A 14,148-nucleotide genomic window follows, 5' to 3' on the forward strand; every position below is an offset into this window, starting at 1 on the left:
GTTTTCAGCGCTTTTCGCCATTGAATTTCACTACACTTAGCCGCATGTTAATACGATTGCACACGGCGTTTACGCCCACACCTAACATAAAGGACTGCGCGATGACCAATCCGTTACTTGATTCTTTTACGCTTCCCCCCTTTTCCAAAATTAAACCAGAACATGTCGTGCCCGCTGTACAGGTTGCGCTGGAGGAGTGCCGGGCTGCGGTAGAAAAAACCGTTGCGCAAGGTGCGCCCTGGCGTTGGGAAACGCTGTGCCAACCGCTGGCGGAGGTCGACGATCGCCTGAGCCGTCTGTTCTCGCCGGTTAGCCACCTCAACTCGGTTAAAAATAGCCCGGAGTTACGCCAGGCTTATGAGCAAACGCTGCCGCTGCTCTCTGAATACAGCACTTGGGTCGGTCAGCATGAGGGGCTGTACCAGGCCTATCGTAACCTGAAAGAGGGCGAGCACTACGCCGCGCTCAGCCTGGCGCAGAAAAAAGCGGTGGATAATGCACTGCGTGATTTTGAATTATCCGGTATCGGTTTATCGAAAGAGAAACAGCAACGTTACGGTGAAATCGCCGCGCGTTTATCTGAACTGGGCTCCACCTACAGCAATAACGTACTTGATGCGACAATGGGCTGGAGCAAGCTGATTACCGATGTCAGTGAACTTTCTGGTTTACCGGAAAGCGCATTGGCGGCGGCGCAGGCTCAGGCAGAAGCCAAACAGCAGGAAGGTTGGTTGTTAACGCTGGATATTCCAAGCTATCTGCCGGTGATGACTTACTGCGATAACGCGGCATTGCGTGAAGAGATGTACCGCGCTTACTCTACGCGCGCCTCTGATCAAGGGCCAAATGCCGGAAAATGGGATAACAGCGCAGTAATGGCTGAAGAGCTGGCGTTACGTCATGAACTGGCGCAATTGCTGGGCTTTGATTCCTATGCCGATAAATCGCTGGCGACGAAAATGGCGGAAAGTCCGGCACAGGTGATTGAGTTTCTGGGCGATCTTGCTAAGCGCGCCCGTCCTCAGGCGGAAAAAGAGCTGGCGCAATTGCGTGCTTTTGCCAAACAGCAGCACGGGGTAGAGGAGCTGCAGCCGTGGGATCTGACTTACTATGGCGAAAAACAGAAACAGCACCTGTACACCATTAGCGATGAGCAACTTCGCCCCTATTTCCCGGAAGAACGCGCGGTAAACGGGTTGTTTGAAGTGGTTAAACGCATCTATGGCATCAGCGCGAAAGAGCGTAAAGATGTCGACGTTTGGCATCCGGACGTTCGCTTTTTTGACCTGTTCGACGAAGAGGGTGAATTGCGCGGCAGTTTCTATCTTGACCTGTATGCGCGCGAACACAAACGCGGCGGAGCGTGGATGGATGATTGCGTCGGTATGATGCGCAAAGCCGATGGCTCGCTGCAAAAACCGGTCGCCTACTTAACCTGTAACTTTAACCGCCCGGTAAACGGCAAACCTGCGCTGTTTACCCATGATGAAGTTACCACCTTGTTCCATGAGTTTGGCCACGGTTTGCATCATATGCTAACGCGCGTGGAAACTCCGGGCGTATCCGGGATTAGCGGCGTACCGTGGGATGCGGTAGAGCTGCCGAGCCAGTTTATGGAGAACTGGTGCTGGGAGCCGGAGGCTTTGGCATTTATCTCTGGTCATTACGAAACCGGCGAACCGCTGCCGCAGGCGTTGTTGGACAAAATGCTGGCGGCGAAAAATTACCAGGCGGCGTTATTTATCCTGCGTCAACTGGAGTTCGGGCTGTTTGATTTCCGTTTACACGCCGAGTTTGAACCGGCGAAAGGCGCACAGATTTTGGCAACATTAGCCGAAATTAAAAAACAGGTCGCCGTGGTGCCAAGCCCTTCGTGGGGGCGTTTCCCGCACGCGTTTAGCCATATCTTCGCCGGGGGTTACGCTGCCGGGTACTATAGCTATCTGTGGGCCGATGTATTGGCGGCAGATGCCTATTCTCGCTTCGAAGAAGAGGGCATTTTCAACCGCCAGACGGGGCAATCGTTCCTGGATAATATCCTGACGCGCGGCGGCTCCGAAGAGCCGATGGAGTTGTTTAAGCGCTTCCGGGGCCGCGAGCCACAACTGGACGCGATGCTGGAACACTACGGCATCAAAGGATAACGCTCCGCGTGGACATTTGTTTACTGGATGAATCAGGCGCCGGAGACGGCGCCTTATCTGTTTTAGCGCAGCGCTGGCAATTACGGCATGATCAACAGGTACCGATGGCGTTGGTGATGACGCCAACCCATCTGGAACTGCGTAAGCGCGATGAGCCGAAACTGGGCGGTATTTACGTTGATTTCGTCGGTGGCGCCATGGCACACCGGCGCCGTTTCGGCGGTGGGCGTGGTGAAGCGGTAGCAAAAGCGGTAGGCATTAAAAGCGGTTATTTACCGGATGTGGTCGACGCTACAGCCGGTTTGGGACGTGACGCATTTGTGTTAGCCGCCATCGGCTGCCATGTGCGTATGCTGGAGCGTAACCCGGTAGTTGCCGCTTTACTGGATGATGGCTTACAGCGCGGATACCAGGATGCGGAAATTGGCGGCTGGCTGCGTGAACGGTTAACGCTATTACACGCCTCAAGCCTGACGGCGCTGGCAGCGATCGAACCGAAACCCGACGTGGTCTATCTCGATCCGATGTATCCCCACCGGCAAAAAAGTGCATTGGTGAAGAAGGAAATGCGGGTATTTCAGTCACTGGTAGGCGCAGATGAGGATGCGGATGCTTTACTGGCGCCGGCGCGCCAATTGGCGAAAAAACGGGTGGTGGTCAAACGCCCCGATTACGCGCCGCCGCTGGCGGGCTTAGTGACGCAATCAGCGGTAACCACCAAAAGCCACCGCTTTGATATTTACCCGCCGGTAGGTTGATGCCCGAAAGACGCGGTCGACCGATGTGTCGACCGCATAAAGCAGGGTGACCCGCCGGCTTACGCCTCTTCTTCCTCATCACGCAGCGGAACAATCAACATATCAATATGAACCGTGTTGATCAGTTGACGCGCTGAAGACATCAGCTTGCTCCAGAAATCTTGATGGTGGCCACATACCACCAGATCCACCTGATATTTTTTAATTGCATCCACCAATACCTGTGCCAGATCGCCGCTACCGCTCAGCGTTTCGCTAATCGGATAACCCGCGCCTTGCGACAGCTCGGTCAATGCATGATGCGTCTCTTCTGAAATGCGTTTTTGCATATCGCCCAGGTTAACGTCAATCAACCCGGTGTAGAGATCGGAATAATTCACGTCGACATGAATCAATGACACTTTGGCATCATATGGACGCGCCAGAGAAACCGCTTTTTCAACCAGTAGCTTACTCTCGGGAGAAAGGTCTACTGCAATCAGGATATGTTTGTAAGCCATGATAAAACTCCTTCCATTAGCTGCGCGACTTGGTTGGCAGACAATTTTCCGCCATATCACAACTTGCTGAAATCCATGCGAAAAGCAGGCGATGATCGCCACAGATTTCATCTGGTAACCGTGCGTGGCGGCCATCTTACCGCTGCCTCGCTTTATTATTCTAATTAACAGTATAGCGCCAATTGTTAACAGATGTTTAGGCAAGCCGCACGCTTTGCGAGGCAGATCAAGGCGTTTTTGGGCGATTAATGGCGTCGATTAAAAATCAATGCTGGAAAAATTTTAAGCAGATCTCCTAAACTAATCGTGACGGTGACAAAATCAACCGATAACCGCAGTCGTTCTTAGCATGCAGTCATAACAATTTAGTCCGGTTCAATAGTGGTTGGCGATTAATCGTGGGGCGTGTTCAGCGTTACCCCCGCTGTAGCTGTCCTTGCGGTCTAAGCCGGGAGGGAAATATGAGCACCATCGCGCTTTTCTGGGCTTTATGTGTGGTTTGTTTGGTGAATATGGCGCGTTATTTCTCTTCTCTACGCGCCCTACTGGTGGTGTTGCGCGGGTGTGATCCCTTGCTTTATCAATACGTTGATGGCGCTGGTTTTTTTACCGCGCATGGTCAACCCAGTAAACAGGTACGTTTAGTGCGCTATATTTGGGCACAACGCTATCGTGACCATCACGATGAGGAGTTTATTCGCCGTTGTGAGCGTGTACGTGGGCAGTTTTTACTGACCAGCGCGCTATGTGGATTAGTGATCATTAGCCTAATTGGCTTGGCTATTTGGCATTAAAAAGTGGTGAAGCGGCGAGGCACGCCTCGCCTGGAAGCCATGCCCCGCCCGAAGGTGACATTACACTAGCTTTAGCGCGACCCAGTAGAGCGCGCCGGAGAGCAGAATGGAGACCGGTAAGGTCAACACCCATGCCAGCACAATGTTCTTAATGGTACGCCCTTGTACGCCGCCGCCGTCAACTAACATGGTGCCGGCAACGGAAGAAGAGAGGATATGCGTGGTTGACACCGGCATGCCGGTATAGCTGGCAATTCCGATCGAGAGTGCAGCGGTAACCTGCGCCGACATACCCTGCGCATAGGTCATGCCCTTCTTACCAATTTTCTCACCGATAGTGGTTGCGACACGACGCCAGCCCACCATAGTGCCGAGTGATAAGGCAAGCGCGACCGCCACGATAATCCATATTGGCGCGTATTCCACGCTATTCAGTAAATCGCTCTGTAGCTTACCGAGAAAACGCTTATCATCAGCGTTGGTTTCGGGCATTTTCGCCGCTTTATCTGCGGTATCTGAAATGCACATCAGTAAGCGACGCATTTGACCACGCTGATCAACGTTCAACTGATCATAGCTTTGTAAGTTATTCAGCAAACTTTGCGCGCGCTGAATCGCCATGACGGCATGCGCGTTGTTACAGTGAAATTCCTGCGGCGTGCTGGCGACTTCTTCCGGCGTCGGCAATGCGGGCGGCGCCATCTGTACAATATGCGTTAACGTCGCGCTGTGCTGCTGGTAATACTGTGCGAGGTGATTCACGGCGTCGCGCGTGCGGGTAATGTCATAACCCGATGCGTTCATATTCACCACAAAACCGGCCGGCGCCACGCCGATCAGCACCAGCATAATGAGGCCGATCCCTTTCTGACCATCATTCGCGCCATGCGAGTAACTCACCCCGATAGCTGACACAATGAGCGCAATACGTGTCCAGAACGGCGGCTTTTTCTTGCCATCGATCTTTTCCCGGTCGGCCGGCGTCATATGGATGCGGCGACGTTTTTTGGTGCCACTCCAGTAACGGCGCAACAGAAAAATCAGCGCCCCGGCAATGATCAGACCGACAATCGGTGACAGAATCAACGACAGGAAGATATTGATCATTTTGGGAATGTTTAGCGCATCGACCACCGAAGACCCGGTCAGTAAAGCGTTGGTAAGACCGATACCGATAATTGCGCCGATTAGTGTATGGGAGCTGGAAGCGGGGAGCCCAAAATACCATGTCCCTAAGTTCCAGATAATCGCTGCGAGTAGCATGGAGAACACCATCGCTAACCCATGCGCGGAACCCACGTTGAGTAGCAGGTCAGTAGGCAGCAGATGAACGATGGCATATGCCACGCTAAGCCCGCCTAATAACACACCAAAAAAATTGAACACCCCAGCCATAACAACCGCCAACTGGGAGCGCATTGCTCGGGTATAGATCACCGTTGCTACTGCGTTGGCCGTATCATGAAAGCCGTTGATGGCTTCGTAGAATAAGACGAACAGCAGGGCAAGCACTAATAACAGGCCGGTATGAAAATCAAGGCCAGCAAACAGATGTAGCATAAGCGTTACGCCATTTTAGAGGTCATGAACGCGGCGCATTATCCGCGACAAACCGCGCCTGGGGAAAGAAAAATATAGACTTTTTTCATCGCGGTGAGAAAACCAGCGCCGAAGAATCGACAAAAAAGACCATAAATTAAAGAGTTATATTCCGTTACTTTTGCCGCTCTCGTGTTGCGCTGGTATCAATGGGGGCAACTCTTTACAATCAGCGCTTTGCGAGTCGCCGGGAGTGTGGTGTGGAAAATTATGACGTTATCATCGTAGGCGCGGGGGCTGCGGGGTTATTCTGCGCAGCGCAGGCCGGTCAACGTGGTCGCCGCGTATTAGTGATTGATAACGGCAAAAAGGTAGGGCGCAAAATTCTGATGTCCGGCGGCGGGCGCTGTAATTTTACCAACTTATATACCGAACCGGCGGCTTACCTTTCACACAATCCGCACTTCTGTAAATCGGCGCTGGCTCGCTATACCCAGTGGGATTTTATCGATCTGGTGACACGTCACGGTATTGCCTGGCATGAAAAAACGCTCGGCCAGTTGTTTTGCGATGATTCCGCGCAGCAAATTGTCGACCTGTTGCTGGATGAATGTCAGCGCGGCGGCGTGACGCTGCGTTTGCGCAGCGAGATACTCAGCGTAGAGCGTGAGGAGAGTGGTCATTATTTACTACAGCTCAATGGTGCCGGGGTCAGAGCGGAAAAGCTGGTGATTGCCAGTGGCGGGCTGTCGATGCCGGGTTTAGGCGCCACGCCGTTCGGGTACAAAATAGCTGAGCAGTTTGGATTACGCGTCTATCCAACGCGCGCCGCGCTGGTGCCTTTTACGCTACATAAACCGTTACTTGAGCAATTGCAAACCCTCTCTGGCGTTGCGCTTCCTACCACTATTGCCGCGCAAGATGGCACGGTATTTAAAGAGGCGATGCTGTTCACCCATCGTGGTTTATCCGGACCGGCGGTGTTACAGATTTCCAGTTACTGGCAGGCGGGGGAGTTTGTCACTATCAACCTTTCGCCTGAACAGGAGCTGGCGACGTTTATTGATCAGCAACGGCAGGAACATCCGAACCAGAGCCTAAAGAATACCCTGGCGAAGCCGCTGCCTAAGCGTTTGGTGGATGTTCTACAAACCTTGGGTGTGGTGCCGGAAGTCACCTTAAAACAGCTTAATAGCCGACAGCAGAGTGAGCTGGTCACCACGTTACATCAGTGGCGCGTGCAGCCAAATGGCACCGAAGGCTATCGCACCGCAGAAGTGACGCTGGGCGGTGTGGATACCACCCAGCTCTCCTCGAAAACTATGGAGGCGCGTGAGGTGCCAGGTCTGTACTTTATTGGCGAGGTGGTGGATGTTACCGGCTGGCTGGGTGGGTATAACTTCCAGTGGGCCTGGAGTTCCGCCTGGGCGTGTGGGCAGGCCGTGTAGCTGATGTGAACCGACAATAAAGCTTTCAGTAGCGCTGAAAAGGAATACGATGAACGTAACGGAAAGCGAGTAAGGCCGACCAGAGGAGGGACTAACGTTACTCCGCTATTTAACCCAGTCTTCCAGCGTTAGACCCGGCACCCGCTCAAACTCTCTCACATTATTGGTGACCAGCACGGCACCGGCGGCGATAGCATGCCCGGCAATTGCTGTGTCGTTCTGGCCGATCGGCGTGCCGGCCATTCGCAGCGCGACCCTGATATCCGTGGTGGCGTCCACCGCGGCGCGATCCCAGGGCAGGACGGCATCAAGACGGGCGCAGAACGCGTCAACCAGCGGGATGTGTCGTGGCGAAGCCTTTGAACCGGTGGCGCCGAAGCGCATCTCGGAGTAGGTAATGGCCGAGATCACGATGCGCCGGTTGCGCAGTACCGCCTGCTCCAGGCGCTTAAGTACGGTTTCCGGTTGCTCGCGCATGATGAACGAACAGATACAGGTGTCGAGCATGTAAATTTTGTTCACAGGTCAAATCGTCCTTCATCGCTAACAACGTCCTCACGCTCCGTCATAAAGTCTGAATCGGCCTTTTCCAGCTGCACGAACGAGCCCCAGGTCGGCCGCACGGGGCGCAGGATAATGCTGTCCCCTTCCCGGACAATTTCCAGCTCGCTCACCCCCTCAAAATCCATGTCGCGGGGTAGACGGATGGCGCGGTTATTGCCGTTTTTAAAAATAGAAACTGTTCGCATGGATTTTCCTCATATGCTGAGCGTGCCAGGGAGTATTCCCGCATAGGTGAAGTATAGGCTTATGAAATTAGCTTGTATATGCTAGGTATATGCAGATGTCATGCATATGGCCAGGTCATGCCTATCCATCACTCTCTCTTTTTCATTGCAGATCTGAAAAAAGGTCGTTCCGGAGCTTCCTAACTTAGCGTCAGAATTACGATTCGGGGAGGGAGATAGGTCTGACAATCCATTGTTTGCCTCACGGGTAAGTACTTAATGCAACTACAAACTTTTTTGCTGAAAAATAACCCTAAGCTACAAACTTTATTGTCGATCCACAAAAGTTTCATAACCATAAACCGGCCAGATGTGTAGGGCCACGCTCGAATTTGCGCTTTCCTCTCCTGTAACTATCCTTAAGTTTCGCGCCTAAGTTTACCCCCTCTGAAACCGGCTTATGGGATAAGATGCTATGAACTGGCTCCACGAAATTTTCCGGCTATCACCAGAACTTGCCCTTTTTCTCTCCCTTGCCATCGGTACGTGGGTTGGTCAATTCAGACTCGGCGCTTTCCAGTTAGGTGGAGTCGCAGGCGCTCTGTTGATCGCGGTATTGATTAGCCAGGTTGGCGTAACTATTGATAGCGGGATCAAAAATGTTTTGTTCGCCCTGTTTATCTATGCGGTAGGTTTTGACAGCGGGCCTAAATTCTTCTCCTCCCTGGGTCGCAAGACATTGCGCGAAGTCGCGCTGGCGCTGGTACTGGTCTGCAGCTCACTGCTGACTTTGGTTATCATGGCGAAAGCCTTTTCGCTGGATAAAGGAATCACGGCGGGCATCGCCGCCGGTGCGCTGACCCAATCGGCCATTATTGGCACCGCCAGCGCGGCAATCAGCAAACTCAATCTCGACCCGGCGCAGATCCAGCAAATGCAGGGCAACGTGGCGGTGGGCTATGCCGTGACTTATATCTTCGGCTCGCTGGGGGCGATCATTATTTGTGTGAACATTCTGCCGAAAATAATGGGGCGTTCAATCCGTGATGATGCCTTAAAGGCAGAACTGGAGTTGTTGCAAGGCGCGCCGTTACTCGCGGCAGGACAAGCGCCAGCGCTGCCCGGTATTGTCGGACGCGTATTTCTCGCCGGTCCGGCCGAAGGCCAGCGTGTTGAGGAACTGGAGGCGTTAGCCGACCCGGCTTCTCCCGTCACGCTGGAACGTTTGAAGCGCGGCGATGAAGTGATTACCGTCACGCCAGATTTGCAATTGATGAAAGAGGATGTCTTGCTGCTGGTGGGACGACGCAGTGGGATCATCGTCCTCGCGGCGCATCTCGGTAAGGAACTGGCCGCAGAACAGGGGCCTGATCTGGTGATGCAAACCAGCGATGCGCTGTTAGCGAATCCGGCTTTTATCGGTAAACGGATCGCAGAGCTACGCACCCAACTCTCCCCGGATGTTCGCCACGGCATTTATGTCATCTCGCTTAAGCGAGGTGAAACGACCTTGCCGATTAAAGATGACACCGTTATTGAACACAACGATGTCGTCTCGTTATTTGGGAGCGAGCAGGATATTCAACGTGCGGTAGCGCTGGCCGGACCGCCGCTAGTGAAAAGTATTAAAAGCGATCTGTTATTCCATGGATTGGGTATTTCCGTGGGGCTATTAATTGGTCTGATTGTCGTTCGCTTGGGCGCCGTACCTCTCACGCTGGGCAGCGGCGGTGGCGCACTGTTATCCGGTCTACTTTTTGGTTGGTATCAGGCGCGAAAACCACTGAAAGGTAACCTGCCTTCCGCCGCCTCGGCGCTGCTGCGTGATCTCGGGCTGGCGGGGTTTGTCGCGGTTGTCGGCCTGCAATCGGGACTGCAAGCGGTGGAAACCGTCCGCACGAATGGCCTTTCGGTATTTTTGATTGGCGTGGTAGTGACGGTGGTACCGTTAATGGTCACGTTATTCATTGGTCGTTATCTTCTTCGTTATGACAATACGGCGATTTTTGCCGGTGCGTTATCCGGTACGCGCAGCGCCAACCCGGCCTTCGGTGAGATTTTGGATAAAGCGGGTAATGCCATCCCAACTGCGTCTTTTGCCGTCACTTACGGTCTTGCCAATGTTTTTCTCACGCTATTAGGGCCTTTGATTGTTGCTCTGGTCTAAACCCGCCATCCTATTACCATGGAGCGAACTCCTATGCCAAATCCTTACGAAAAGTACGCCGCTCTCAGCCCTTTTGAACTGAAAGATGCGTTAATTGAGTTGGCTTCAAGTAAAGCCGATCGCTTAATGCTGAATGCAGGACGCGGTAACCCAAACTTCCTTGCCACTCTACCGCGCCGTGCATTTTGGCGCTTAGGGTTATTCTCGGTCGCGGAAGCCGAGCTCTCATACTCCTATCTACCGCACGGGATTGGAGGATTACCACGTATTGAAGGCATTGAAGCGCGTTTCGATACGTTTCTTTCCGACAATCATGACCAGCCAGGCGTGGCATTTCTTTCCCGTGCCGTGAGTTACGTTCGCGATCAATTAGGCTTATCCGCTTCGGCGTTTTTGCATGAGATGGTGGAGGGCATATTAGGTGTAAATTATCCTGAACCGCCGCGCATGTTAAAGGTCAGTGAGAAGATCACGCGGGAATATATTGTTAAGGAGATGATTGGCGGGCTGATCTCCGCCGAAGATGTGGATCTCTTTGCCGTGGAGGGTGGTACGGCGGCAATGACCTATCTATTTAATACCTTGCGTACTAATAGCTTGGTAAAAGCGGGTGACAAAGTCGCGATGGGCTCGCCAATTTTTACACCCTATATCGAAATTCCGCAGCTTGAAGATTATCAGCTTGAAACCGTAATGGTGCATGCATCACCAGATGAAAATTGGCAGTATCCCGATAGCGAACTGGATAAGTTACTCGATCCGGCGGTGAAGGTTTTCTTCTGTGTTAACCCCAGTAATCCGGCCTCGGTGAAAATGGACCAACGTAGTTTAGATAAAATGGCCGCTATTATTCAGCAGCGCCCTGATTTGATTATTTTAACCGATGATGTCTACGGCACCTTTGCCAATGACTTTCAGTCACTATTTGCTACCTGCCCGCAAAATACCATCCTGGTTTATTCGTTCTCAAAATATTTTGGCGCCACAGGCTGGCGGCTGGGCGTTATTGCCACTCACCGGAACAATATTATTGACGGTAAAATTGCGCAACTCAGCAGCGCAGAGAAAAAGCGGCTCAATGCGCGTTATTTCTCGCTAACCCCAGACGTGCCTGCTTTGCGCTTCCTTGATCGGGTGGTTGCCGACAGTCGCAGTGTGGCGCTGAACCACACCGCAGGCTTATCAACGCCGCAACAGGTGCAGATGGTGCTGTTTAGCCTGTTTGCGCTGATGGATGGTGATAATGGCTACAAGTCGGCGGTGAAACAACTTATCCGTCGTCGCCAGGCGGTGCTTTATCGGGAACTGGGGATTGTTCATTCAGATAATGAAGAGTCGGTCGATTACTATACGTTGCTGGATATGGAAACCATTTCGCGACAAATCTATGGCGATAAGTTTGCTGCCTGGGTGAAAAAAAACATAGTTCCCACCGAGTTATTGTTCAAAATTGCCGAAGAAACCGGCATTGTCATGTTACCTGGCACCGGATTTGGTACCCAAAAACCAGCGGGGCGGATTTCGTTAGCCAATCTCAATGAATACGAATATGCCGCGATCGGCAAAGCGTTGCGCGGGATGCTGGAACAGTATTTTGACATTTATTCACAAGGGGTTAAAACCAAAGGGACGCGAAAACCTAAAGCGAAATGATAGGGGATAAAGGTGGTAACTTCCCGCCACCGCAACCGTTCGATTCCGGCGGCGGGAAAAGTATTAGCAACCGAGTCGAGGCGTCACTTGCATCGCTATGAACCACAATACAGGATAGGCATAGTACCGCGCTGCACAATATAACCTCCATCGCTTTGCCTGATAAAATCATACGTTGATGAAGCGCCCACTGTGATGCTAAAAGCCGAGAGTAGCCGTTTGGTGGTCTCATCTGGCGTATTATCTTCCATTTTCTTTTCTATTTTAGTGCTGGTCATAAACACGGTGCTATTCGAGCGTTGCAGATTTACCCTAACCCAGCGGTTAATGGTACTCACCGGCTTATCATCCTCGAAAACTTTTCCATTAATTAAAATACTACCATTGCGATCATGCAGGGTATTAATAAGGACTCCTTTTAGTGTTAAATTACCATTGATGACCTCCACGTTACCGTAACACTCGATAGGCACATTGCTATGTTTATGGCGAACATAGAAGTAGCTGGCGATCGACACCAGTAGTAGAAGTGTGGATGATATGATGAGAGATTTAGTCTTCATTTTTAGAGTAATATTTTGATGTGCAATATTTTTTAGATGATAAACTGCCGCTAAAACGGCACTGGATGACACTCAATTGCGTTGAATAAAGATAACTGGTAATGAAAACGTTATTCAGGCGAGAGCAATCAAACTGCGTTTTTTGCGCATACTTTTTTTGCTTATCAAAAACGACAGCATTGGCGTTGTAATAAAAATTACAGCCATCTTTATCTAATGCCATCTTTTGGTAACCAAAAGCAAAATTATGTGACTGATAATTTTCCCATGTTTGAGAGAAAATCATAACGGCAGAAATAACCATGCCCATAAAATAGATGACTGGCCAGGTTTTTTGCGCGTAATAGCGTAACGTTTTCTCTTTTCGTTCACGTTGTTGGGGGTTATTTTGTGGTTCCTGAATAACCGGTAAAGGTTCTGTTTCTGTATTACTGATGACTTCCACTATTGATGGCGGTGGAATAGCCTTCTCAAAATGAGAATGCGACTCTCTATCTTTACGATCGTCTTGCGGCCTCTCAATCACCAGCGACGGTTGCTGAATATCCTCTGTGGGCGCCTCTCCTTCCAGTGTGATAGTCACATGCTCCGGGATCTTTAGTCCACGCCGTGGAATAGTACGAATGATATCGTTTTCCAAACCGGCATCTTTAAGAACCCGACGCAGTGTTAAAATACATTGATAGAAGGCATTGGTTGAGACATGGGCGTGCCGATCTCCCCAGCCTTGTTTAATCAGTTCGCTCTGCGAGACGATTTCAGGCTGGTTAATGATAAGTTCGAACAAGCAGCAACTCGCAGGATGAAATAGACTGAACTCCTGCTGGGTATGCCGGGCGATTACTTTGTTTCGGGCGAGCCAAAATTCGACCTTACCATTTATAAGGTAATACTGCCATTCTTTGTGTTTATTCAAAAACACCCCCAACCATAGTCAGATAATTCTTAGGCTAACAATAGCACCTATAAGTAAATAAGCAATACCACTAATAGAGTTATTTTTAATTTTAAAATTAAGTTAATCTTTTGTTTTTTTGTATATTTTTTAATTTCATGGTGTTTTTTTAGTGCAATAAACTCTTTTTTCCTTTGTAAATAAAAAGGCCAGATGAAAGCATCTGGCCTTTACTCACTTTTAATATAGGAGTAAATGGAACCTGAGAAAACGAGATAACCATGAGCAATAGGGTTTAACTTAGTGTGCTGAGTTGTTCGATATCGTTGATGGAGAAATAATTTTCTGATGAAAAATCAGAATGTAAATGTCCCATACTCAATGCCTTATTAAGTTATTATTTATAGGTTAGCTCTACTTTTAGGCTGCCTTTTACCGTTCCCGCATTGACCGGGTAATCGATTGAAAGATATTTGACGCTGTAGTTAAGCGTCGCTTTTCCTGCGTTAAGATCGGGAACGGCGGCGACCGCAGTCGTACCGTTGAACCTTACCACGCCTGCGGTATCGTAAATGGCTAACGCGGCTTCTCTGGCGCTCCCGCCAATATTGGGAACCTCAAACACGGAGGCGCTTGTCGGGGTATTCCGCGTCAATGTGAGCGTTAATGCGCCGGGCGATACATCGGTGCAATTGGTGATATTAATCGTAAACGGGGCGTTTTCTCTCACTTGATTGGTGCTACTAAAGCTGCTGGCCAGAGTAGCAGGTAAGGTTACTGTCGCATCTGAAACGCCATTAATATCTATCGCACAGGTGGCAGAAATAACTTTGCCATTAATATTGAGAGCAGCGCTAGTGGCGCTGTAGCTCTGCTGTGAGACCAGGCTACCGATAACCATCATCGGCGCCAAAACATAATGAAGCTTATTCATGTTTTTTCCATTTAATCTGGTTAAT

At 50.8% G+C, this 14,148-nt stretch carries 13 protein-coding genes; 6 read left to right on the plus strand and 7 right to left on the minus strand.

What is annotated here, in order from left to right:
- Positions 1–101: 101 nt before the first annotated feature.
- On the plus strand, positions 102–2,144 hold the full coding sequence (gene prlC, locus PMPD1_RS00980; protein WP_173632300.1) for an oligopeptidase A: 2,043 nt from the start codon (positions 102–104) through the stop codon (positions 2,142–2,144).
- An 8-nt stretch (positions 2,145–2,152) separates the two neighbouring features.
- Positions 2,153–2,902, plus strand: coding sequence for a 16S rRNA (guanine(1516)-N(2))-methyltransferase RsmJ (gene rsmJ, locus PMPD1_RS00985; RefSeq protein ID WP_173632301.1), 750 nt, complete (start codon positions 2,153–2,155; stop codon positions 2,900–2,902).
- A 59-nt stretch (positions 2,903–2,961) separates the two neighbouring features.
- Here the strand turns inward: rsmJ and uspA are convergent, their stop codons facing one another.
- Positions 2,962–3,402 carry a universal stress protein UspA gene (uspA, locus tag PMPD1_RS00990; RefSeq protein WP_173632302.1) on the minus strand — a complete coding sequence of 147 codons (441 nt, stop codon included), beginning with the start codon at positions 3,400–3,402 and terminating at the stop codon, positions 2,962–2,964.
- A 461-nt stretch (positions 3,403–3,863) separates the two neighbouring features.
- Here uspA and uspB point away from each other — a divergent pair, with 461 nt between their 5' ends.
- The gene (gene uspB, locus PMPD1_RS00995) at positions 3,864–4,196 is read left to right on the plus strand and encodes a universal stress protein UspB (protein ID WP_173632303.1); all 333 of its coding nucleotides are present in this window, start codon (positions 3,864–3,866) and stop codon (positions 4,194–4,196) included.
- Between the two features lie 60 nt (positions 4,197–4,256).
- Here the strand turns inward: uspB and pitA are convergent, their stop codons facing one another.
- The gene (gene pitA / locus PMPD1_RS01000) at positions 4,257–5,756 is read right to left on the minus strand and encodes an inorganic phosphate transporter PitA (RefSeq protein ID WP_173632304.1); all 1,500 of its coding nucleotides are present in this window, start codon (positions 5,754–5,756) and stop codon (positions 4,257–4,259) included.
- A 239-nt stretch (positions 5,757–5,995) separates the two neighbouring features.
- On the opposite strand from pitA, the gene PMPD1_RS01005 reads away from it, so the two are divergent.
- Positions 5,996–7,183: a BaiN/RdsA family NAD(P)/FAD-dependent oxidoreductase gene (locus PMPD1_RS01005; RefSeq protein ID WP_173632305.1), complete on the plus strand. Its 1,188-nt coding sequence runs from the start codon at positions 5,996–5,998 to the stop codon at positions 7,181–7,183.
- 105 nt (positions 7,184–7,288) lie between these two features.
- Here PMPD1_RS01005 and PMPD1_RS01010 read toward each other — a convergent pair whose 3' ends face one another.
- Both PMPD1_RS01010 and vapB read right to left on the minus strand, forming a co-directional pair.
- Positions 7,289–7,705 carry a type II toxin-antitoxin system VapC family toxin gene (locus PMPD1_RS01010; RefSeq protein ID WP_173632306.1) on the minus strand — a complete coding sequence of 139 codons (417 nt, stop codon included), beginning with the start codon at positions 7,703–7,705 and terminating at the stop codon, positions 7,289–7,291.
- Entirely contained in the window at positions 7,702–7,932 is a 231-nt protein-coding gene (vapB, locus tag PMPD1_RS01015; RefSeq protein ID WP_173632307.1) for a type II toxin-antitoxin system VapB family antitoxin, read from the minus strand. Before vapB ends, PMPD1_RS01010 begins: the two co-directional genes overlap by 4 nt.
- 454 nt (positions 7,933–8,386) lie before the next feature.
- Between vapB and aspT the strand changes: the two genes are divergently transcribed.
- Together aspT and PMPD1_RS01025 are read left to right on the plus strand one after the other, a co-directional pair.
- Positions 8,387–10,078: an aspartate-alanine antiporter gene (gene aspT / locus PMPD1_RS01020; protein ID WP_173632308.1), complete on the plus strand. Its 1,692-nt coding sequence runs from the start codon at positions 8,387–8,389 to the stop codon at positions 10,076–10,078.
- A 33-nt stretch (positions 10,079–10,111) separates the two neighbouring features.
- Positions 10,112–11,731: a bifunctional aspartate transaminase/aspartate 4-decarboxylase gene (locus PMPD1_RS01025; RefSeq protein WP_173632309.1), complete on the plus strand. Its 1,620-nt coding sequence runs from the start codon at positions 10,112–10,114 to the stop codon at positions 11,729–11,731.
- Positions 11,732–11,826: 95 nt separating this feature from the next.
- Here the strand turns inward: PMPD1_RS01025 and PMPD1_RS01030 are convergent, their stop codons facing one another.
- From PMPD1_RS01030 to PMPD1_RS01040, 3 genes are all read right to left on the minus strand, one after another.
- Complete coding sequence (locus PMPD1_RS01030; protein WP_173632310.1) at positions 11,827–12,294, minus strand: YqeJ family protein; 468 nt, start codon at positions 12,292–12,294, stop codon at positions 11,827–11,829.
- Positions 12,284–13,210, minus strand: a complete 927-nt coding sequence (locus PMPD1_RS01035; RefSeq protein WP_173632311.1) for a transcriptional regulator — start codon at positions 13,208–13,210, stop codon at positions 12,284–12,286. Before PMPD1_RS01035 ends, PMPD1_RS01030 begins: the two co-directional genes overlap by 11 nt.
- Positions 13,211–13,586: 376 nt before the next feature.
- Complete coding sequence (locus tag PMPD1_RS01040; RefSeq protein ID WP_173632312.1) at positions 13,587–14,123, minus strand: fimbrial protein; 537 nt, start codon at positions 14,121–14,123, stop codon at positions 13,587–13,589.
- Positions 14,124–14,148: the final 25 nt, after the last annotated feature.

The sequence above is a fragment of the Paramixta manurensis genome (assembly GCF_013285385.1).
Classification (GTDB): domain Bacteria; phylum Pseudomonadota; class Gammaproteobacteria; order Enterobacterales; family Enterobacteriaceae; genus Paramixta; species Paramixta manurensis.